This window comes from Bradyrhizobium sp. USDA 3311 (genome assembly GCF_054062495.1).
In genome coordinates this window covers 6,497,092-6,518,500 of record NZ_JBSSFI010000001.1, presented here as the reverse complement: position 1 = coordinate 6,518,500, position 21,409 = coordinate 6,497,092, and the positions used below count along the sequence as shown (strand labels likewise).

The window sequence follows — 21,409 nt, the reverse complement described above, 5'->3', positions numbered from 1 at the left end:
TGGGCCTCGTCGGGTAAACCCTGCCGCAACTTTCGGACCGGCCACCTCAGTCGTCCGATTCGCTTCCTCAGACATCAATTTGGGACGACCATGCATCGCTACCGGTCACATACATGCGGCGCGCTCCGCGAGAGCAACATCGGCGAGACGATCCGCCTCTCGGGCTGGGTCCATCGCGTTCGCGACCATGGCGGCGTGCTGTTCATCGACCTGCGCGACCATTACGGCCTGACCCAGTGCGTGGTCGACCCGGACTCGCCAGCGTTCTCGCTGGCCGAAAAGCTGCGCTCGGAATTCGTGGTCAAGATGGACGGCAAGGTCCGCCGCCGCCCTGAAGGCACCGACAACGACGATTTGCCGACCGGCAAGATCGAGATCTATGTCAGCGAGATCGAGGTGCTGGGCCCGGCCGGCGACCTGCCGCTGCCGGTGTTCGGCGATCAGGAATATCCTGAGGATATCAGGCTCAAATATCGCTTCCTGGATCTGCGTCGCGAAAAACTGCACCAGAACATCATGACGCGCGTCGAAATCATCAAGTCGATGCGTCGGCGCATGGAGGGGCAGGGCTTCTTCGAGTTCAACACCCCGATCCTGACCGCGTCCTCGCCGGAAGGCGCGCGCGACTTCCTGGTGCCCTCGCGCATCCATCCCGGCAAGTTCTACGCGCTGCCGCAGGCGCCGCAGCAGTACAAGCAATTGCTGATGATGTCGGGCTTCGACCGCTACTTCCAGATCGCGCCGTGCTTCCGCGACGAGGACCCGCGCGCCGACCGTCTGCCGGGCGAGTTCTACCAGCTCGACGTCGAGATGAGCTTCGTCACGCAAGAAGACGTCTTCGGGGCGATGGAGCCCGTCATCACCGGCGTGTTCGAGGAGTTTGCCAAGGGCAAGCCGGTGAGCAAGAACTGGCGCCGCATCCCGTTCGCCGAAGCGCTGCGCAAATACGGCAGCGACAAGCCGGACCTGCGCAACCCCATCGAGATGCAGGACGTCTCCGAGCACTTCCGCGGCTCCGGCTTCAAGGTGTTCGCGCGCATGCTCGAAGACCCCAAGAACCAGGTCTGGGCGATCCCGGCGCCGGGCGGCGGCAGCCGCGCCTTCTGCGACCGCATGAATTCGTGGGCGCAAGGTGAAGGCCAGCCCGGTCTCGGCTACATCATGTGGCGCGAGGGCGGCGAGGGCGCCGGTCCCTTGGCGAACAACATCGGACCTGATCGCACCGCTGCGATCCGCGCGCAGATCGGTGTCAAGGAAGGCGATGCCGCCTTCTTCGTCGCCGGCGATCCCGACAAGTTCTGGAAGTTCTCGGGTCTTGCCCGCAACAAGGTCGGCGAGGAATTGAACCTCACCGACAAGGAGCGGTTCGAGCTCGCCTGGATCGTCGACTTCCCGATGTACGAGTACAATGAGGACGACAAGAAGGTCGACTTCTCGCACAACCCGTTCTCGATGCCGCAGGGCGGCCTCGAGGCGCTGAAGGGCCAGGATCCGCTGACCATCAAGGCGTTCCAGTACGACATCACCTGCAACGGCTACGAGATCGCTTCGGGCGGCATCCGCAACCACGTGCCGGAAGCGATGGTGAAGGCGTTCGAGATCGCCGGCTATGGCGAGCAGGAGGTGGTTGACCGCTTCGGCGGCATGTACCGCGCCTTCCAGTACGGCGCGCCGCCGCATGGCGGCATGGCCGCGGGCGTTGACCGCATCGTGATGCTGCTGTGCGGCACCACCAATTTGCGCGAGATCTCGCTGTTCCCGATGAACCAGCAGGCCATGGACCTCCTGATGGGCGCACCGTCGGAAGCCACGACCAAGCAGCTCCGCGAGCTGCATGTGCGAGTGAACCTGCCGCAGAAGTGAATGCGTACCCCGGACGCAGCGCAGCGCTTCTTCAGCGGTGCGCTGCAGAGCCGGGCCCAGACTTCACGGACGGTGACCCTGGGTCCCGGCTCTGCGTCGCGTCATTTCATGCCGCGCCGCGTCCGGGACACGAGACCGCCGAGCGAACGCTCGGCCTACAACCCCGTCGACGCCTCGATGCGGAATTGTGCCAGCGCGACGATCGGCTCGTTGTTCAGGGCGCCGAGCAGCTGAAGCATCGGCACCTTGCCGAGCGGCGTCAGCTTGATGGTGAGCGTTTGCCCTGACGTCTCGACGAAGCCGGCGATGGCATCGACCGCGGTCTTGGCATCGGGATTGGCGGCCGCGATCTTCTCGCCCTGTGCCCGGATCATCTCGACGATGGCGCCGCGCGCCGCGTCGCGGCTGACATTCTGCATGCGGGAGAACTGCGCCACGAGCAGATCGACGACGCCGCTGTCGCGCAGGGAGAGCTCGATCGCGCCGGCTTCGATCTGCCCGGCCTGGCTCATGGCTTGCACCGGGTCGGCCGTGAACACGCCGCGTGGCACGTTGGCGAGTGCGAGGCGGGCCTGCGCCTTGGCGAGGTTGCCGAGGTCGATGGTGGCCGGCGCGAGCGCCAGCGCGCCCGAGGACTCCGTCCAGGCCGCGCCGAGATCGAGGTTGATTGCCAGTTTGTCGATGCCGGCCATCGTCAGCGGCAGCTGCGTGGGATTGGCCGGATCGGTGGGAGCGACCATCTTCACGACCAGATTGGCCTTGCTCGGGATCGAGCCGACCAGCTGGCCCCAGTTCAGGCTGATCGTGTCGATGGTGACGAGCTGCCGCGTGTTCTTGTAGGGCGAGACCACGCCCTTGATCTCGGCGCCTTCGAGCACCCGGAACAGGCCCAGCATCTGATCGGGCGAGGGCGGCTGCCCGGGCGTGGTGAGGCTCGCGGCCCAACGAAACAGGTTCGCCAGGCTGAGCGATTTGAGCGCGAAGCGCTCCATCTTCACTTGGCCTTGCGGCGTCGGCGCATCGAGGCCTTCGAGCGCGAACTCGCCCTCCTGGTACCTGATTGCCCTGAGCCGGGGCGTCCCTTGCGGGGTCGTGATCGACATGGTGCCGATCTCGATCTTGCCGACGCGAAGGCCGTCATAGAGGCCGGCGAGCTTCTCCATCATCTCGCGCGATTGCGCCGGGGTCGGCTGGATGGAGCGGTCCGTCGGCAGCAGTGCCAGAATCTCGACCGGCCGGAATTTTGACGGCTGGACCGCGATATCGGCGATCGCGATGCCGTCGACCTGCATCCGCACGCCGTGCGTCGACGTCGCCACGTAAAGGCCGCTCGACATTTGTCCGTAAACGCGATGGTAGCTGTCGTCGTTGGCCTTCTGCGGATCGAGGGCGGCGGCGATTGCGGTCGAGTCGAAATCATTGATGATGAGGTCGGACATCTCGCCGGTCAGCTTGTCCGCCTTGCCGGCCTGCTCCACGTTGATCGTGAAGGAGGCGCGGTCGGCCTTCATCGCGTCGACCTTGCCCTTGCCGAGCTTCTGGATCGCGAGCCCCGAATAGACGACCTCGCCACTGCCGGCGGCGCCTTTGCCGGCATCGAAAGCGATGGTGAGGGTCGGTGCCGTGACTGAAGATGCGGTCACGCTCGCATACTGATCGAGCACAAATCGGTACAAGTCGATCAGGGCGCCTGACGCCGGCGCATTCTGGACGTGAACAGGGCCCGCGTAATCGCGCATGATCATCTGCGGGATCTTGTAGGAGGCTTTCAGCTTCCCGGGGCCGACTTCGTCCAGCGCAACCTCGAAACCGGAGATCTCGATGCTGTCGGCCGCAAAGCGGGTCTCATCGGTCTGGCGGAGGCCCATTCCCTTGATGCCGGCGATCTTGACGTGCGCCTGTGGCTGCCCGGCGGGATCGACTGCGATGTCCTCGATGGTCAGCGTCCGGCTCGTCACGTCGAACGCCACCTTGCCGTGGCTTGCCTTGCCGCCCTGGCTGCGGATCCGGTCGAAGACGGCCTCGATCTCCGCGGTGGCGCGATGTCTGGCATAGAGGTTGAAGCCGAACCATCCGCCCGCGGCGAGCACGGCGAGTGCGATCAGGCCGATCAGGATCCGCTTCATTCTCAGCTCCAGTTGCTCGTTTTGCACTGCGCAACCTGCCATATTCGCAAAGCGCGGGGCGGTCCAGGGAAAGCTATGGTTTTCAATTATTTGACCGCGCGGCCTGTTGATGGGGGCGGAATCCGATGTTGCCACCGGGGCGCCGGCCGTGCTTCATCCCGTTTCCATGACCCGGAATACCGCGACCCGCGACAGACCGGTCAGGACAACGTAGTTTGAGGCCGGTAACGCGAGGCAAGAGACCGCATGTCGTCCTATTCTGATGACCTCCACAAGGCGGCGCTCGCCTATCATCGTCTGCCGCGCCCCGGCAAGCTCGAGATCCAGGCGACCAAGCCGCTTGCCAACCAGCGCGACCTCGCGCTTGCCTATTCTCCGGGCGTTGCGGCTGCCTGCACCGAGATCGCCAAGAACCCGGCCGAGGCGGCGACGCTGACCACCCGCGCCAACCTGGTCGCCGTGGTCTCGAACGGCACCGCGGTGCTCGGCCTCGGCAATATCGGCCCGCTGGCCTCCAAGCCCGTGATGGAGGGCAAGGCGGTCCTGTTCAAGAAGTTTGCCGGCATCGACGTGTTCGATATCGAGATCGCCGCCGACACCATCGACCGGGTGGTCGAGACCGTGGCGGCGCTCGAGCCGACTTTCGGCGGCATCAATCTCGAGGACATCCGCGGGCCGGAGTGCTTCGAGATCGAGGCGCGGCTGAAGGAGCGCATGAAGATCCCGGTCTTCCATGACGACCAGCACGGCACCGCGATCATCGTCGCCGCCGCCATCACCAACGGCCTCAGGCTGAACGGCAAGAAGCTGTCGGACGTCAAGATCGTGGCGTCAGGGGCAGGTGCTGCCGCGATTGCGACGCTCAATCTTCTGGTGTCGATGGGCGCGCAGCGCAAGAACATCTGGGTCTGCGACATCGACGGCCTCGTGCATGAGGGTCGCAACACCTCGATGGACCGCTGGAAGGCGGTCTATGCGCAGAAGACCGACAAGCGCACGCTCGCCGACGTCATCGGCGGCGCGGACATCTTCATCGGGCTGTCGGCACCGGGCGTCCTCAAGCCTGAGATGGCCAAGGCGATGGGCGACAAGCCGCTCATCATGGCGCTCGCCAATCCGACGCCCGAAATCATGCCGGAGGAAGCGCGGAAGGTGCGCCCCGACGCCATGATCTGCACCGGCCGCTCGGACTATCCGAACCAGGTCAACAACGTCCTGTGCTTTCCCTTCATCTTCCGCGGCGCGCTCGACGTCGGTGCCAGCGCCATCAACGAGGAGATGAAGCACGCCGCGGTCGAAGCCATCGCGCAGCTCGCGCGCGAGGCGCCCTCGGATGCGGTGGCGCAAGGGGTCGACACCGGCGAGATGGGCGGCTTCGGTCCGGGCTCGCTGATTCCGAGCCCGTTCGATCCACGGCTGATCCTGCGCGTGGCGCCGGCGGTTGCGAAGGCCGCGATCGAGTCGGGCGTCGCGACGCGTCCCATCACCAATTTCGACGAATATGCCGCGCAGCTCATGCGCTTCGCCTTCCGCTCCGGCCTCGTCATGAAGCCGATGTTCGCCAAGGCCAAGACCCAGCCGGTGCGCGTGATCTATGCCGAGGGCGAGGACGAGCGCGTGCTGCGCGCCACGCAGGTGGTGCTGGAGGAGAAGCTGGCGACGCCGATCCTGGTCGGTCGTCCGTCCGTGGTGGAGGCGCGCATCAAGCGCTTCGGCCTGTCGATCAAGGCCGGCAAGGATTTCGACCTCGTCAACCCCGAGGACGATCCGCGCTACCGATCCTACGTGCAGTCCTATGTCGAGGTCGCCGGCCGCCGCGGCGTGACGCCGGATGCGGCGCGCACGGTGGTACGCACCAACAACACGGTCATCGCCGCGCTCGCGGTGACGCGCGGGGAGGCGGATGCCATGCTCTGCGGCGTCGAGGGCCGCTACATGAGCCATCTGCGCCATGTCCGCGAGATCGTCGGCTTCTCGGCAGGGATCAGCGACTATGCGGCGCTGGCGCTGCTGATCACCAGCAAGGGCGCGTTCTTCATCGCCGATACGCAGGTTCGCCCCAATCCGAGCGCGGAAGAACTCGCCGAGATCGCCTCGCTCGCGGCGGTCCACGTCCAGCGCTTCAACATCAAGCCGAAGATCGCCTTCGTCTCGCATTCCGATTTCGGCAGCTACGACACCGAGTCCTCGCGCAAGATGCGCCGGGCGACCCAGCTTCTGAAGGAGAAGCATCCGGAGATCGAGGCCGACGGCGAGATGCAGGGCGACACGGCACTTTCGGCCGCTGCGCGCAAGATGGTGCTGCCGCACTCCAACCTCGAGGGCGAGGCCAACATCATGATCATGCCGACGCTCGACACCGCCAACGTCGCCTATCAGATGATCAAGTCGCTCGCGGATGCACTGCCCGTCGGCCCGATCCTGATCGGCCCGGCGCGCCCGGCGCATATCCTCACCCCCTCGGTGACCGCGCGCGGCATCCTCAACATGACTGCGGTCGCCGTCGTGGAAGCGCAGGAGCGCGCGGCGCGGCAGCAGCCGACGTTGTTTACGTAAGGCGGGACCTCTTCGCCTCTCCCCGCTTGCGGGGAGAGGCCGGATCGCATCGTCAGATGCGATCCGGGTGAGGGGGACTCTCCGCGAGTCCAATTCTCACCGCCCCCGTGGAGGCTCCCCTCACCCCAACCCTCTCAGCGCGAGCGAAGCTCGTCGCGGCCCCGCATCCGCCCTCGCCAAGGCTTCTGCGGACAAGAGCGGGGCGAGGGAGCACACCTCCGGCGCATCCGCCCTTCAATCTTTTCAAAACAGTTCTCCATTTCCCCGTTTGTAAACCGGCCAACGACTCTTCATAATCGCTCGGGACTTTCGTCCAAGTTCCGATCTTAGAAAGCCTGAGCCAAGAGGCCGATCATGCCAGCGTTCGTGACTTTCGGGCGAATTCTGTTCGCCGTGCTGTTCATCTACACGGGCGCGACGAAACTCTTCGCTATCCAGGCGACCGCCGATTTCATTGCCACCAAGGTCGTGGTGCCTGACATCATCGCGCCTTACGCCAAGCAGATCGAGACGGCGACCGCCATGACGACGCCGCAGCTGCTGGCGATCGCGGTCGGGGCGCTCGAGATCATTGCGGGCTTGATGATCGCGCTGAACTTCGGGGCGCGGTTCTTCGCCATGCTGCTGATCGTCTACGTCGCGGTCGCAACCGTGCTGTTCTACGACTTCTGGAATCTGGCGGCGCCCGACAACGCAAAGATGCTGGTCGATGCGCTGAAGAATCTCTCGATCATCGGTGCGCTCTGCATGATCATCGGCTATGGCCGCGCCACGCGGCCGGTCGAGGCGGCTTACGGGGACGTGTAGGGCGTTTTTGCAGGGAGCGTTGTTGCAGTGCACCTACGCCCGACGCCACGGTGTCACCGTGACGTCATGCGCCGCGTCGAGCACATAGGGCGCGTCCGGCTTCATCCCGTGTGACGCCAGCACCTCGTGCGGGGTCCGCTCGGGCACGCCGACAAAACAACCTTCGCCGCCGGGCAGGCGCAGATGCGGGGCTTCCGACAGCCAGAACGTGTCGTAACGGTCCATGAACATGTCGAACACGACGGGACCGCCGATGATCGCGACCATGCCGGAGGCGACATCGGCGAAGGCGCAGGCCTCCTCGAAGCTCGCGTGATCCGGATTCCACAATGTCGCGTTCGGCATCTCCGGATCGACGGTGAGGGCCTTGATCTTGCGGGTCGTGATCAGCCGCTTGCGCTTCGGAGAGTTCGGCTGCTGCTCATGTGAGTGCCGGCCGTGCACGATCAGCGCGGCGCGATCGAGCGCCTGCTCGAAGAACAGCTTGTCGCCTTCGAACTTCAGGCTGTCAGGCATGACATGGCTCGCGTCGGCGAGCATGCCGTCCGCGGAGACGATGACGTAGCCTTCGATACGGAAAGACAATTGCCGGCTATTCCGAAACGGTCGTCACCACGGAATTGACCGGGCGCTGGCTCACCGTCGGCAGCTTGACGTCCTTGAGCAGCTCCTGGTCGTATTCGGGCAGCGAAGACGCCGGGAACTTGGCGCGCATCGCCACCACCTTGTAGCCGCCTGCCTTCAGGCGCTTGAGGAGCTCGGGCAGGGCTTCTGCCGTATGCTTCTGGAAGTCGTGCATCAGGACGATGCCCTTGCCCTTGCTGTCGAGCTTCTTCATCACGGTCTCGATCACCTTCTCGGGCTTCGAGGCCTTGAAGTCGAAGGAGTCGATGTCGCAGGAGAAGATCGCCGTGTTGCGGTTGCCGAGATAGGTGACCATCTCCGGCGGATGCTGGAGCGCCGGGAAGCGGAAGAACGGCGAGGGCGAGATGCCGCCGAGCGCCCACTTTACCGCCGAAAGGCCCTTCTCGATTTCTTCCTTGCGCTGCGCTTCCGTGAGCTTCTTGTTGTTGAGATTGGCGTGCGACCAAGTGTGGGTGCCCACGGTGTGGCCCGCCGCGTAGACCTGCTTCAGGATCTCCGGCTCGTAGGTCGCGTGCTTGCCGATCGAGAAGAAGATGCCGGTGGTGCATTCATCGGCGAGCGCCTTCAGCACGGCGGGCGTGTTCTTCGGCCAGGGGCCGTCGTCGAAGGTCAACACCACCTCCTTGTCGCGCAGGAAGTCGAGCTCCTTGAAGTGCTCGAAGCCGAAGCCTGGACCGCCTGTCGTGTCGATCTCGACGGTGCGGGCGACCCCGAGCGCGTCGGGTGTGTTGCAGGCCGCGCGTGCGGGCTGCGGCGCCTGCTTGGGCGGTGGCGGATTGACGAAGCCCGCTGGCGCGGCAGCCGCTGCGGGGGCCGGTGCTGCGGCGGGCGCCGCCGCGGCCGGCGTCGCCGCCGTTGCGGCGGCGGGCTTCGCGGCCGGGGCCTGCGACCATGCCGCGCCGGTCATGCCTAAAGACATCGCGCTTGCCAAAATCAGTCCTGCCGCCACACGCATGGTGTTGTCCTCGAGATTGATCCCGTTGTTCCGCCGTGGCTTTTCGCCTCCGGCAAAACCATCCTGCCCCAAACGATCTTAGCCTAGATGGTGGGCCATCGCCATTGCAACGGCTGTTTGGCATCCCGCCACAATTGTGCCCAACCGGATGGGGCGCGTTGCATCAAGTGTCGGCCAGCGTCTTGGCAATCGCCGTCTTGATTCGCGTATCGGTCGGCTCGATGTTGGAGGCAAACACCTCGGCGATATAGCCGTCACGCCCGATCAGGTATTTGTGGAAGTTCCAACGCGGAACATCCTTCGGGCGCGCGTCGGCCGCCCATTTGTAGAACGGATGCGCCCTCGCGCCGATCACTGTGGCCTTGGCCGCGATCGGGAAGGTAACGCCGTATTGGTGGTGCGCGGTCTCCGTGATCTCGCTCGTTCCGCCCGGCTCCTGGCCGCCGAAATCGTTGGAGGGCACGCCGATCACGGTGAGCCCGCGCTCGCCAAACTCGCTCCAGAGCTCTTGCAGCCCCGCGTATTGGGGCGTGTAGCCGCAGAGCGAGGCGGTGTTGACCACCAGCAGCGGTTTGCCGGTGAAAGCGGCGAGGCGGATGTCGTCGCCGGACAACGCGGGAAAGGAGAAGGCGTAGGCCGAGATCCGGCTCATGCCGCCACCGGCGACCGCGCGCGTCACCGGCGCGACGGCGCCTGCAAGCGCCGCGATGAGCATGGTCCTTCGGTTCATCATGACGGCGTCCCCCGAAATGATCCGGGATGCATGTTACTCCGCCGTTGCGATCGGCCTCGTCAACACCGCGTTATCGGGAGCGGCGAAGCGCCTGGAGCCATTTCCGTTCCGATGGATCGGGCGCTCGAAAACGCTCTAGTAGAGCCGGACGATGAAATCAGTGCCTTCGCCGGTTTCGCCCTGGTTGATGCCCTGGTCGGAGACGATGACCGAGCCGCCCGAGGTCAGCATCTCGTTGATCTTCGCCATGGTGTCGGCGGGGATCGCGATGCGGTCGAGCGCCTCAGCCGGGGTGTCCGGCGTGACCACCGGCTTTGCGGCGACGGGGATCACGGCGGCGCCACGCTGGCGGCGCGTCACGCGGCTGTCATCCTCGCGCGCGGCGGCGCGAGCGGAGACCGGCAGCGACACCACCGACCAATGCAATGCATTGGCGTCGGTCTTGTCGACTTCGGCGGTGAAGACGTGCGTGCCGAGCGGCCGGTCGCTCGCGGCGATCGTGACCGGCACCTCGAACAGCGGCGCGAAATTCTGCCGCACGTAGAGCTTGGAATCCTTGCGGCTGATGAAGACGGCGATCTGGCCGGCCCGCTTGGGCGCTTCCGGCTTCGCACCCGGCGCAGGATCGGCAACGCGGCTCTCGTCCTTCTTGGCGTCCGGCACGGGTGCCGTAGTCGTCACGGCGGCATCAGGCTTCCTTGCGGCGTCGGCCGCGTCAGTCTTGACGGGCTCGGACTTGACGGCCTCGACCTTGTCGGCGGGCCTGTCGTCGGAGGCCGTGGTCGCTTTGGGTGCCTCGGCGGAATCGGTCGGCTTCGCATCAGCGTTTGCCGGCCTGGCCGCGTCAGACGCTTCGGCGGATTTCGTTGCGTCAAGCTTGTCGGCCGGTGCGGCCGCTTCCGCGCGGGCCGGCGCATTGCCCGTCGTCATGTCCGACATCACGGTGTGGCCGACCGACGAGCGCAGCTCGAGCACGCTCTCGGCGCTGGCGGTCTTGGTCTCGGGCGGTTTGGCTTCAGTGGTCTTGGTTGGTGCGCCCTTGTCGGCCTTGTCGCCGATGTTGGTCTGAGGCTCGACGCTGGCCGCGGGCTGCGGCGGCACGCGCACGGAGGCGAGCAGCGGGTGCTGGAAGCTGTGCGGCGTCATCTCGCCGGGCGAGACGATGACGCGTGCACCCATCTTGGTCCAATTCCACATCTTCACCGCGAACGCCATCGGCATGCGGATGCAGCCATGCGAGGCCGGATAACCCGGCAGCACGCCGGCATGCATGGCGACACCGGACCAGGTGATCCGCTGCATGTACGGCATCGGCGCGCCGCTATAGATGTTGGAGTGGTGGAATTTGTGCTTCTGGATGACGCTGAACACACCCATCGGCGTCGAGTGGCCCTTCATGCCTGTCGATACCGGGGATTCCGCGAACACGCCGTTGGTGTCGTAGACCGTCACCTTCTGCCGGTCGATCGAGACGACGATGACGAGCGGCCCTTGCGGCTTGGTGCCGACTTCCTTCTCGGCAACCGCGTCCTTCTTGCCGGCCGCGCCGCGCTTCTGCGGCTTCTGGCGCGGGACTTCGAGATGCCGATCCTGACGGGAGGCGTAGGACCCGTCGGAATAATCCGTCCAGTAGTAAAATGCTGCGTCCGCCTGGCTTGCCGTACCGATCGCACCAGCCGTCGCCAAAATGGCGACCTGCCACAGCCGCGCCGGCTTGGCAGAAGAACCGGACCCCTTCACGCTATTCATCCTCGAATCCATAATCCAAATCAGACATTAGTCTCGTAGAGGGGATACGCGTTCACCAGCAAGGCAGTTCTGCCATCAGCTACATTTGTCCAAGACGTAGCAAAAAAGCCTCACGGAGCGGTAAACGGCGGCCGCCCCTCGCGGCCAGTCGCCTTCCTGTCTGGCTGTCTCATCCCTACATTGCGGGTACTTGTTACCGGAGAACTTCATGTCATCTCGTTTCCCCGGTCTTTCCGGCATCCGCTTGAAAGGCCTTGCTTTATTCCTCCTGGTTCTGGTCGTGCCGGTGGCTTCCGCCCAAGCTGCCGACGAGCCGGATCTGATCTTCCGCCGCTCGACCGTCTTCAAATGGGTCAGCCCGAATGACAAGCTCGCGACCTACGGCCTCGATGATCCCGAGGTGGAAGGTGTCGCCTGTCATTTCACCGTGCCGGAGAAGGGTGGTTTCAAGGGCTGGCTCGGCCTTGCCGAGGAGGTCTCGGACATCTCGCTCGCCTGCCGCCAGGTCGGGCCCATCAAGTTCAAGGACAAGATGGAACAAGGCGACGACATGTTCCGCAGGCGACGCTCGCTGTTCTTCAAGAAGATGCAGATCGTGCGTGGCTGCGACGCCAAGCGCAACGTGCTGGTCTACATGGTCTATTCGGACAAGCTGATCGAGGGCTCGCCGAAGAACTCGACCTCGACCGTGCCGATCATGCCGTGGGGACCGGCGGACGCCAACGTCCAGAAGTGCGGCGAATTCTTCACTCAGTGACGCCGTTTGCGTTCACTCGGTGACGACAGCACGGCTGACGCGCGGTTTTGCGAGGTGCGAGCCGGTCAGCCGCACGAACATCTGCGGCGCGGCCTCAAAGCCGCGGCTCGATTGCAGCGCCATTTCGCTCGTCGAAGTGACGGGGCCGCGAACAGGTCGTTGATCTCCGCGGTCCGTCCGCTGCTCCGCCTCGCGCGTCGTTGCGCGTTTTCCCGCCATCATGATGGCCATCCCTCACGTGATCGCGCCCGGTGATCCGGGCGTCTCGGTTTCGATGGCTTGGGTCGCAGCCGAAGCGCCCCCGGTTCGACAGGGCCCAACCTTCGTTTGGTTTCTCTTCAGCAGAAAAACGTAAAATGCGTATGAAGCGTGCAAGGCGCGCGCGTGACAGCGCGCCCCCGGCGCATGTTCGTGCTGGAACAAGGACTTGCCGGGTTACGTTGAGTTGCGGCGCAACCTGACTGAAATGATTGGCATTTTCCGAGAATTGTTTCGTCGCATCGGACCGGACGAAACAATTCTCACGGAGATGAAACCATTTTCCGCCTTTGGCGCATCACGCGCGAAACCACCCATGGTTATCAGCTTCACAACGACGGCGGTGCACCGCCGGCGACGGAATTGAGGGACAAGACCATGCGCGCGCTCAGCTTCATCCTTGCTTTCGGTTTTGTCCTCGCCGGTTCCTCGTTCGCAGGCGCGCCAGATGGCAGTCTGCCGGGTATCGGCACCTTCCAGTACAGCGGCTCGCCGGTCATTACCCCGGCGCCGCAGCCGATCGTGGTCGCCGCGCGCTTCTGATCGCCAACAAGAAAATCAGCCGTTAAAGGCCATCATGAATCTTCGCATTTGCGCCGCAGCGCTCATTTCCCTTCTGACGATCAGTTCCGTCCAGGCGCAAGTGCGCTCTCCCTCCAGATTGCCTGATCCCCGCACCGAGTTCGTGCGGCAGTGCGCGCCGCGCATGCTCGGGCGCTGGGAGCATCCGGAGGAAGTCTGCGGCTGTCTGCATGACCATGCCGCCGCGGTCGTCGAGGACCGCGATCTGCGCGAGGCGCTGCTGCGCGGCATCAGCGAGACCGGCGTTCCGACGATCGAGACCGATTGGGTGCCGACGTCCAAGCAGGGCGAGATCGGCCCGACCTTCACCAAGATCGCCAAGCCCACCTTGCAGTGCATGTTCGATCCGGCGAAGTAGCCTCTCCGATTATCATTTCGATTTCGGCCCGTGCCGCGGCACGCAGGAACTCGTTTGCGCGATCCCCTTGTCGGTCATCTTCGCGCCGCGGACCTCCTTGACCTGTCCGGCCGGGCAGGTTCCGTCGTCCACCAGCACGCGCTGGCCAAGTTTCAGATCCACGATGTCCTGCTCGCGCCCGACGGTGCCTGCGCGCGCCGTCGAGGCAAGCGCGATGGCGATCAGGAGCGAGAGGCAGGCTGCGCGGCGGAGTGACATGATGAGGGCTCCCGGAATCGATGCCGCAATGTAGGGAGCGGTCGCCGATTCTGATAGCAAAGCTTCGTCACGCGCGCCGGGCCGATCTGCCCTTCACGCGCAACGCCGCACGCGATTCCCGCGCGAGCCGTTCCGCGGATGCCACGAGCTTCGGAACCGCATGCCCGGAAAATCCCAGCACGAAGCCGGGCAGGGGGCGTGTGCGCGAATAGGTGTCGGCCAACAGCCAGCCTTCGGCGCCGGCGGCCAGCTTCGCCTCGGCCGCGACCGACAGATCGACCGACGGATCGAACCTTGCGACAAGATGCAGGCCCTGCGAGGGGACCGGCACGGACAGCATACCGTCGGATCTGGTCTCCAGCGTCTCGGCCAGCGCATCGCGAGCCTCGCGATAGAGCTTTCGCACCCGCTTCAGGTTCGCCGCAAAGGCGCCGGAGTTGAGCATGTCGGCCACCGCGCCTTCCATCAGCGTGCCGGGAAAGCGGTCGAGCGCGGTGCGCGCGGCCGTCACGTCGGCGATGAGGCGCTCGGGCAGGGCGCAATAGCCAATGCGCAGGCCCGGAAACAGCGTCTTGGCGAACGTGCCCATGTAGATCACGCGCTGGAGATGATCGATGCCGGCAAGCGACATCAGCGGCGCGCCGTCATAGCGGAACTCGCTGTCGTAATCGTCCTCCAGCACGAAGGCGCCGGCCTGCTTGGCCCAGTCGAGCAGTTCGAGCCGGCGCGGCATCGACATCTGCACGCCCAGCGGAAACTGGTGCGACGGCGTCACATAGGCCGCGCGCGCGGACGGTGCCGCCGTGCGGCCCTTGGCGATGCGCATCCCGTGCTCGTCGACGGGGACGGGCACGGCGCGATAGCCGCAATGCGCGATGGTCTTGCGCGCGGCGGGGTAACCTGGGTCCTCGCACCAGACCTGGTCGCCCGCCTTCAGGATCGCACTCAGCACGATGCGCAGGGCATGCAGCGTGCCCGACGTCAGCATGATCTGATCGGGGTCGCAGCGCAGGCCGCGCGCCGACAATAGATGATCGGCGATCGCCGCACGCAGCTCGCGGCTGCCGCGGGGATCGCCATAATGAAGATGCTCGGACCCGAACGCGCGCATGCGCCGGCCGACAAAGGCGCGGAAGCGCTGCACGGCGCGTTCGTCGATATGGGTGCAGCCGAGCGAGAACGCGCCTTGCTGCGGTGCTTCGACGATCACCTTCGGCTTCTTAGGCTCGGCGGCACGCGCTGGAATCCGCGCGGCGACGAAGGTGCCGGAGCCGACGGTGGCATCGGCAAAGCCGTCGGCGATCAGGCGTTCATAGGCGGTGACGACGGCGTTGCGTCGGAAGCCCGTTTGCTTGGCCAATGTGCGCGACGGCGGCAGCGGCTCGCCAGGCTTGACGAGGCCGGAGACGATCATCTCGCACAGCGCCTGGTAGAGCCTGTGCGCCGCCGATGCGCCGGCGGTGATGTGCGCCCCGGTGAGGTCGAGCGGCAGTTCGGCCTTGGCGGGCGAGGGCGAATTGGTCGGGATTTTTTGCATGGAATTGGCACTATCGCAGACCAAATCGGTCGCTACAACTGCCCTGGAACTGTTCCATTCACGACAGGAGCGGCTGTGAGCCAGACCGAGACTTCAAATTCCTATCCGACCTCAGCGCGCAACCAGGTGAAGCGCCGTCACGACCGCGGCTTCTACGATCACGACACGGTTCATCGCATCCTGGATTCCTCGATGCTCTGTCATGTCGCCTATGTCATCGACGGCCAGCCCTATTGCACGCCGACCTTCTTCTGGCGCGAGGGGACGAAGCTCTATTGGCACGGCTCGAGCGCCAGCCGCATGCTGCGCAACCAGACCAGGGGCGAGCGCGTGTGTCTCACCGTCGCCCATCTCGACAGCCTCGTGCTGGCGCGCTGTGGCTTCAACCACTCCGCCGACTATCGCGCGGTGATGGCGTTCGGCACCGCCTATCTCGTCACCGACCCCGAGGAGAAGGAGCGGGCGGTGATCGCCATGGTCGACCGATTTTTCCCGGACCGCACCGCGAGCCTGCGGGCGAGCAACACGCAGGAGATCAAGGCGACCTCCTTCATCGCCATGGAGATCGAGGAGGCCTCGGCAAAAATCCGCGCCAAGGGTGTTGCGGACGACGACGAGGACTATGCGTTGCCGATCTACGCCGAGCGCATTCCCGTGCGCACCGTGCTCGGCGCGCCGGAGCCGTGTCCGCGCCTGCTCGAGGGTGTGACGCGCCCCGCGACGCTCGATGGCTATTCGGAAGGCCGCCTGCTCGAAGATGCATTGCGGGATGCATATTTTGTGGAGTACCCGAACGGCTGAAATCGGCTAGCTTGCGCGCTCCTTGGGACCATTCGAATGCCTGGAGTTGCCTGATGAATGCCGAAACGCAGCAGAGGATTGTTGACGCCGTCGATGCCGGCTTCGAAGCCCAGCTTGCGACCACCCGTGATTTCGTTGCGATCCCCTCGACCCGCGGGGCCGAGGGGCCGTGCCAGGACATGATCGGCGACCTCCTGCGCGCGCGCGGCTACGAGGTCGATGACTGGCACATCGACGTCGACGATTTGAAGGATCTGCGCGGCTTCGGTCCGATCGAGCATGATTTTTCCAGGGCGCGCTCGGTGGTGGGCACCTACCGTCCGCAAACGGGCGGCGGCAAATCGCTGATCCTCCAGGGCCACTGCGACGTGGTGCCGGCAGGCCCGCTGGAATTGTGGGACACGCCGCCATTCTCACCCGTCATCAAGGACGGCAAGATGTTCGGCCGCGGCGCCTGCGACATGAAGTCGGGCACGATCGGCGCGCTCTATGCACTCGATGCCATCAAGGCCGCCGGCCTCAAGCCGACGGGGCGGATCCACTTCCAGTCCGTCATCGAGGAGGAGAGCACCGGTGTCGGCGCGCTCTCGACGCTCCAGCGCGGCTATCGCGCGGACGCCTGCTTCATTCCGGAGCCGACCGGCGGCAAGATGGTGCGCTCGCAGGTCGGCGTGATCTGGTTTCGTCTGCGGGTGAAGGGCCATCCGACCCATGTCGCGTTCGCCGGCTCCGGCTCCAATGCGATCATGGCGGCCTATCATCTGGTCCATGCGCTGCAAAAGCTCGAGATCGAATGGAACGAGCGGGCCAAGGACGATCGCCATTTTGGGACGATCAACCATCCCATTAACTTCAACCCCGGCATCATCAAGGGCGGCGACTGGGCCTCCAGCGTCCCGGCCTGGTGCGACGTCGATTGCCGCATCGCGATCCTGCCGGGCTGGTCGGTGGCCGATCACCAGAAGGAGATCATGGCCTGCGTCACTGCTGCCTCGCGCAACCACCGCTTCCTCGCCAACAACCCGCCGGAGGTCGAATGGTCGGGCTTTTTGTCGGAAGGCTATGAGCTGACCGACGCGGTAGCGCCCGAGGCGGCATTCGGCAAGGCCTTCAACAAGGTCTATGGCGGCGCAGTCGAGGACCTCGTCTTCACCGCGCTCACCGACACCCGCTTCTACGGCCTCAATCACGGTATCCCGAGCCTCTGCTTCGGCGCCAGCGGCGGCGAGATGCACGGCTTCAACGAATACGTTGATCTGGAGTCGCTGAAGAAGACGACCAAGGCCATGGCGCTGTTCATCGCGGAGTGGTGCGGGGTGGAGAAGGCGTAGGTCACTCTCCGACGTCATTGCGAACAAAACGTTTGGTCATTCCGGGGCGCCTAAAGGGCGAACCCGGAATCTCGAGATTCCGGGTTCGATGCTTTGCATCGCTCCGGAATGACGAGTGGAGAGGCTAGCGGTGCCCTCATCCAGATACTTTAAGCTTAAAATAAAGACTAGGATGCGGCCGTTCCCGGTGGCAGACTGGCGGCCGCCTTGAGTCCGCCGAGGGAGTAACGATGCGCGATTGGGACGACGCTTACGCCAATTCGGCCCATATCCCGGGCTCAGACAAGATGCCGGCGCAGTGGGCGGAGCGGGCGGCGGCCTACCGCGCCGGGCTGAAGGAGTTTCGCGCCGACATCGCCTATGGCGCCGGTGAACGCCAGCGCTTCGACCTGGTCCTGCCCGACGGCGACAGCAAGGGCCTCGTCGTCTTCGTCCATGGCGGCTACTGGATGCGCTTCGACAAGTCGGCGTGGACCGATCTTGCCGAAGGCGCGCGGCACCAGGGCTGGACCGTGGCGCTGCCGAGCTATACGCTGACGCCGGCTGCGCGCGTCTCCGACATCACCGCTGAGATCACCGCCGCGATTGCGACAGCGGCCTCGTTTGTCGCAGGTCCCATCCGCCTTGCCGGCCACTCGGCCGGCGGCCATCTCGTCACGCGCATGCTGTGCGATGACAGCCGGCTGGAGCCCGCCGTCTACAACCGCATTGCCGGCACGCTCTCGATCAGCGGGCTGCACGACTTGCGTCCGCTGCTCAAGACCAAGATGAACGAGACGCTGCGCATGACCATGGAGGAGGCGACGCTCGAAAGCGCGGCGCTGCATCTGCCGCGCGGGCATTCGCCTGTGACCGCCTGGGTCGGCGGCGGCGAGCGGCCCGAATTCATCCGCCAGTCCGATCTACTGGCCAATGTCTGGACCGGCTTCGACGTGCCGACGCGCCTCGTCGTCGAGCCGGCGCTGAACCATTTCACCGTGATCGACGGGCTCAAGGATCCGTCGTCGCAGATCACCGCGCGCCTGATCGGCCTCGACTGAGCCGGGCCGGAATGATCGATCGGGAGGGCCAGCCATGACGTCCAGCGATTACGATCCTGCAAGCGAAGGCGCCGAGACCGACTTCTCCCGGCGCATGTCCTATGGCGACTATCTGGCGCTGGATGCGATCCTCGGCGCGCAGCATCCGCTGTCGGAAGCGCATGACGAGATGCTGTTCATCATCCAGCATCAGACCACGGAGCTGTGGATGCGGCTCGCCATTCACGAGCTCAGCGCCGCGCGCCGTGCCATCGCCAGGGACGAGGTGCAGCCCGCGATGAAGATGCTGGCGCGGATGTCGCGCATCTTCGAGCAGCTCAATAACGCCTGGGACGTGCTGCGCACGATGACGCCGAGCGAATACACGCGCTTCCGCTCGCAGCTCGGCCAGTCCTCGGGCTTCCAGTCGCGGCAGTACCGGCTGATCGAATATCTGCTTGGCAACCGCAACCACGCCATGCTGAAGCCGCACGCGCACGATGCCGAGGTGACGAAGCTACTCGAGGCCGAGCTCGCGACGCCGAGCCTCTATGACGAGGTGCTGCGGCTGGCCGACCGCAACGGACTCACGATGCCGGCCGCGGTACTGTCGCGCGACGTCCGCGAGACCCACAGCTTCAACGAGGGCGTGCTGCAGGCCTGGCGTGTCGTCTATGAAGCGCCGGAGACGCACTGGATGCTGTACGAGCTCGCCGAGAAGCTGGTCGACTTCGAGGACTATTTCCGGCGCTGGCGCTTCAACCACGTGACGACGGTCGAGCGGGTCATCGGCTTCAAGCGCGGCACCGGCGGCACCGGCGGCGTCAGCTATCTCAAGCGCATGCTGGAGGTCGAGCTGTTCCCCGAACTTTGGCGCGTCCGCACCATCCTCTAGAGATGTCCATGACCAAGTCGAAGCTTCGCGTCTATGACGACACCAGGGCGATGTTCCATCTGCCTGACGGCGTGATCTATCTCGACGGCAATTCACTCGGCGCGCTGCCGCTGGGCGTTGCCGAGCGCGTCAGCCGCGTCATCACCACCGAGTGGGGCGACGAGCTGATCCGAGCCTGGAACACCGCGGGCTGGTATGCCCAGCCGCGCCATGTCGGCGATCGCATCGCCCGGCTGATCGGCGCGGAAGCCGGCTCCGTGATGGTCGGCGACACGCTGTCGCTGAAGGTCTACCAGGCGCTTGCGGCCGCGCTCGACATGAGCGCATCGCGCAAGGTCGTCCTGTCCGACACCGGCAATTTCCCGACCGACCTTTACATGGCCGAAGGCCTGATCGCGACGCTCGGGCGCGGGCATCAATTGCGACTGGTCGCGCCGGAGGAGATCGAGGCTGCGTTGTCGGAGGAGATCGCGGTCCTCTACGTCACCGAGGTCGATTACCGCACCGGCCGCCGGCACGACATGGCGAAGCTGACGGCGAAAGCCCATGCGCTCGGCATCGTCACGGTCTGGGATCTCGCCCATTCGGCCGGCGCACTGCCGGTCGATCTTGCAGGGTCAGGTGCCGATTTCGCCGCGGGGTGCACCTACAAATACATCAACGCCGGCCCCGGCGCGCCAGCCTTCCTTTACGTCGCGCCGCGCCACGCCGACAGTGCGCGCGCCGCGCTGTCGGGCTGGATGGGCCACGCGAAGCCGTTCGCGTTTGAACTCGCCTATGTCGCCGCCGGCGGCATCGAGCGCATGCGCGTCGGCACCCCGCCGGTGCTGGCGATGGCGGCGCTGGAGGCTTCGCTCGACATATGGGACCGCGTCGATATCGCCGAGGTCCGCGCGCGCTCGCTGGCACTCGGCGATCTCCTGATCGCGGAAGTCGGGCGCCGCTGTCCGTCCCTAGAGCTGGTGACCCCGCGCGCGCATGAGCGCCGCGGCTCGCAAGTTTCCTTCGCCTTCGATGGCGGCTACGCCGCCATGCAGGCCCTGATCGCCCGCGGCGTCATCGGCGATTTCCGCGCTCCCGACATCATGCGCTTCGGCATCACGCCGCTGTATATCGGCGAGAGCGAAGTGATGAGGGCGGCTGAGATCATCGAGGAGGTGATCGCAGGCGAGGTATGGCGCCGGCCGGAATATCAGGTCGTGAACGCGGTGACGTGAGGACGGTGCCCGCCCATCCGTCATCGCGAGGAGCCCTTGCGACGAAGCAATCCAGGATCCTTCCGCAGAGACGCTCTGGATTGCTTCGCTTCGCTCGCAATGACGCAGGAGAGATCAGGAGCGCTCGCCCCACAGCGCCTGCACGATCGCATCGAGCCCGTCGGTGAGCGCGGCCGGCCCCGGCTGGAGAATGATCGGTGACTTAATCTCGACGATGCGGTTGTCCCGCACGGCCGGAATTTCATCCCACCCCTCGCGCGCGCGGATGCGGGCAGGCACAACCTTCTTGCCGCACCATGATGCGAGGATCACGTCGGGGGCGGCCTGACGCACGTCGTACGCCGAGACGATCCGATCCTTGGCCGCCTGCCGATGCCGTAGCTCCGGAAATACATCCGCGCCGCCGGCGATCTCGATCAGCTCGGACACCCAGCCGATGCCTGATATCAACGGGTCGTCCCACTCCTCGAAATAGACCTTTGGCTGCGGCGAGGGACGGGGCGTTGCGACGATCGCGGCGAGACGCAGCTCGAATCCCTGGGCGAGTTCCTGGGCGCGCTTGGCGGCGCCGACCAGCGCGCCCAGCGTCCGGATCATCGCCAGTATTCCCGCAACGTCGCGCTGGTTGAAGACGTGGACGTCGAGCCCGGCGCGCACGAGATCGGCGACGATGCCGGCCTGGAGATCGGAGAAGGCGAGCACGAGATCCGGTTCCAGCGCCAGAACCTTCGGGATGTCCGCCGACACGAAGGCCGACACCCGCGGCTTCTCGCGCCGCACTTGCGGCGGGCGCACGGCGTAGCCGGAGACGCCGACGATGCGGTCCTGCTCGCCGAGCAGATAGAGCGTTTCGACCGTCTCTTCGGTCAGGCAGACGATGCGGCTGGGAGGGAAGTGACGCATGGGAGCAGCATATGCACAAATGCGGGCGCCGATGTCAGCATGGCCATGACCTCGGACGT

General features: G+C 65.2%; 20 protein-coding genes. 11 read left to right on the top strand and 9 right to left on the bottom strand.

Annotation, left to right across the window (positions count from 1 at the left end; genetic code table 11):
* Positions 1-90 precede the first annotated feature (90 nt).
* Positions 91-1,863, top strand: a complete 1,773-nt coding sequence (gene aspS / locus ACVWW6_RS31470; protein WP_456682003.1) for an aspartate--tRNA ligase — start codon at positions 91-93, stop codon at positions 1,861-1,863.
* Positions 1,864-2,018: 155 nt separating this feature from the next.
* On the opposite strand, the gene ACVWW6_RS31465 is transcribed toward aspS, so the two are convergent.
* Positions 2,019-3,989, bottom strand: coding sequence for a hypothetical protein (locus ACVWW6_RS31465; protein ID WP_456682002.1), 1,971 nt, complete (start codon positions 3,987-3,989; stop codon positions 2,019-2,021).
* Between the two features lie 246 nt (positions 3,990-4,235).
* Between ACVWW6_RS31465 and ACVWW6_RS31460 the strand changes: the two genes are divergently transcribed.
* Positions 4,236-6,545, top strand: a complete 2,310-nt coding sequence (locus ACVWW6_RS31460; protein WP_456682001.1) for an NADP-dependent malic enzyme — start codon at positions 4,236-4,238, stop codon at positions 6,543-6,545.
* Positions 6,546-6,899: 354 nt separating this feature from the next.
* Complete coding sequence (locus ACVWW6_RS31455; protein WP_011086919.1) at positions 6,900-7,352, top strand: DoxX family membrane protein; 453 nt, start codon at positions 6,900-6,902, stop codon at positions 7,350-7,352.
* 33 nt (positions 7,353-7,385) lie between these two features.
* Here ACVWW6_RS31455 and ACVWW6_RS31450 read toward each other — a convergent pair whose 3' ends face one another.
* The 4 genes from ACVWW6_RS31450 to ACVWW6_RS31435 form a co-directional block, all read right to left on the bottom strand.
* Positions 7,386-7,937, bottom strand: coding sequence for a dihydrofolate reductase (locus tag ACVWW6_RS31450; RefSeq protein WP_404522516.1), 552 nt, complete (start codon positions 7,935-7,937; stop codon positions 7,386-7,388).
* Positions 7,938-7,944: 7 nt separating this feature from the next.
* Positions 7,945-8,952 carry a polysaccharide deacetylase family protein gene (locus tag ACVWW6_RS31445; protein WP_011086921.1) on the bottom strand — a complete coding sequence of 336 codons (1,008 nt, stop codon included), beginning with the start codon at positions 8,950-8,952 and terminating at the stop codon, positions 7,945-7,947.
* Between the two features lie 163 nt (positions 8,953-9,115).
* Positions 9,116-9,685 (bottom strand): glutathione peroxidase, encoded by a 570-nt coding sequence (locus tag ACVWW6_RS31440; protein WP_011086922.1) that lies wholly within the window; start codon positions 9,683-9,685, stop codon positions 9,116-9,118.
* Positions 9,686-9,820: 135 nt separating this feature from the next.
* Positions 9,821-11,434 carry a L,D-transpeptidase family protein gene (locus ACVWW6_RS31435; RefSeq protein WP_456682000.1) on the bottom strand — a complete coding sequence of 538 codons (1,614 nt, stop codon included), beginning with the start codon at positions 11,432-11,434 and terminating at the stop codon, positions 9,821-9,823.
* A gap of 208 nt (positions 11,435-11,642) precedes the next feature.
* On the opposite strand from ACVWW6_RS31435, the gene ACVWW6_RS31430 reads away from it, so the two are divergent.
* Entirely contained in the window at positions 11,643-12,191 is a 549-nt protein-coding gene (locus tag ACVWW6_RS31430) for a CreA family protein (protein ID WP_456681999.1), read from the top strand.
* 12 nt (positions 12,192-12,203) lie between these two features.
* On the opposite strand, the gene ACVWW6_RS31425 is transcribed toward ACVWW6_RS31430, so the two are convergent.
* Positions 12,204-12,413 (bottom strand): hypothetical protein, encoded by a 210-nt coding sequence (locus ACVWW6_RS31425; RefSeq protein WP_028171130.1) that lies wholly within the window; start codon positions 12,411-12,413, stop codon positions 12,204-12,206.
* Between the two features lie 414 nt (positions 12,414-12,827).
* On the opposite strand from ACVWW6_RS31425, the gene ACVWW6_RS31420 reads away from it, so the two are divergent.
* The gene (locus tag ACVWW6_RS31420) at positions 12,828-12,992 is read left to right on the top strand and encodes a hypothetical protein (RefSeq protein WP_166466013.1); all 165 of its coding nucleotides are present in this window, start codon (positions 12,828-12,830) and stop codon (positions 12,990-12,992) included.
* Positions 12,993-13,026: 34 nt separating this feature from the next.
* A complete protein-coding gene (locus tag ACVWW6_RS31415; RefSeq protein ID WP_038966792.1) occupies positions 13,027-13,389 on the top strand; it encodes a hypothetical protein in 363 nt (120 codons plus the stop codon).
* Positions 13,390-13,401: 12 nt separating this feature from the next.
* Here the strand turns inward: ACVWW6_RS31415 and ACVWW6_RS31410 are convergent, their stop codons facing one another.
* Together ACVWW6_RS31410 and pdxR are read right to left on the bottom strand one after the other, a co-directional pair.
* Positions 13,402-13,647, bottom strand: coding sequence for a DUF6719 family protein (locus tag ACVWW6_RS31410; protein WP_011086926.1), 246 nt, complete (start codon positions 13,645-13,647; stop codon positions 13,402-13,404).
* A 67-nt stretch (positions 13,648-13,714) separates the two neighbouring features.
* The gene (pdxR, locus tag ACVWW6_RS31405; protein ID WP_456681998.1) at positions 13,715-15,184 is read right to left on the bottom strand and encodes a MocR-like pyridoxine biosynthesis transcription factor PdxR; all 1,470 of its coding nucleotides are present in this window, start codon (positions 15,182-15,184) and stop codon (positions 13,715-13,717) included.
* A 75-nt stretch (positions 15,185-15,259) separates the two neighbouring features.
* Here pdxR and ACVWW6_RS31400 point away from each other — a divergent pair, with 75 nt between their 5' ends.
* From ACVWW6_RS31400 to kynU, 5 genes are all read left to right on the top strand, one after another.
* Positions 15,260-15,985 carry a pyridoxamine 5'-phosphate oxidase family protein gene (locus ACVWW6_RS31400; protein ID WP_028171134.1) on the top strand — a complete coding sequence of 242 codons (726 nt, stop codon included), beginning with the start codon at positions 15,260-15,262 and terminating at the stop codon, positions 15,983-15,985.
* A 53-nt stretch (positions 15,986-16,038) separates the two neighbouring features.
* A complete protein-coding gene (locus ACVWW6_RS31395) occupies positions 16,039-17,316 on the top strand; it encodes an ArgE/DapE family deacylase (protein WP_456681997.1) in 1,278 nt (425 codons plus the stop codon).
* 230 nt (positions 17,317-17,546) lie between these two features.
* Entirely contained in the window at positions 17,547-18,356 is an 810-nt protein-coding gene (locus ACVWW6_RS31390; protein WP_271556804.1) for an alpha/beta hydrolase, read from the top strand.
* 34 nt (positions 18,357-18,390) lie between these two features.
* Positions 18,391-19,230, top strand: coding sequence for a tryptophan 2,3-dioxygenase (gene kynA / locus ACVWW6_RS31385; protein ID WP_011086931.1), 840 nt, complete (start codon positions 18,391-18,393; stop codon positions 19,228-19,230).
* A 2-nt stretch (positions 19,231-19,232) separates the two neighbouring features.
* Entirely contained in the window at positions 19,233-20,447 is a 1,215-nt protein-coding gene (kynU, locus tag ACVWW6_RS31380) for a kynureninase (RefSeq protein ID WP_011086932.1), read from the top strand.
* A 114-nt stretch (positions 20,448-20,561) separates the two neighbouring features.
* Here kynU and ACVWW6_RS31375 read toward each other — a convergent pair whose 3' ends face one another.
* A complete protein-coding gene (locus ACVWW6_RS31375; RefSeq protein ID WP_456681996.1) occupies positions 20,562-21,350 on the bottom strand; it encodes a cobalamin-binding protein in 789 nt (262 codons plus the stop codon).
* Positions 21,351-21,409 lie beyond the last annotated feature (59 nt).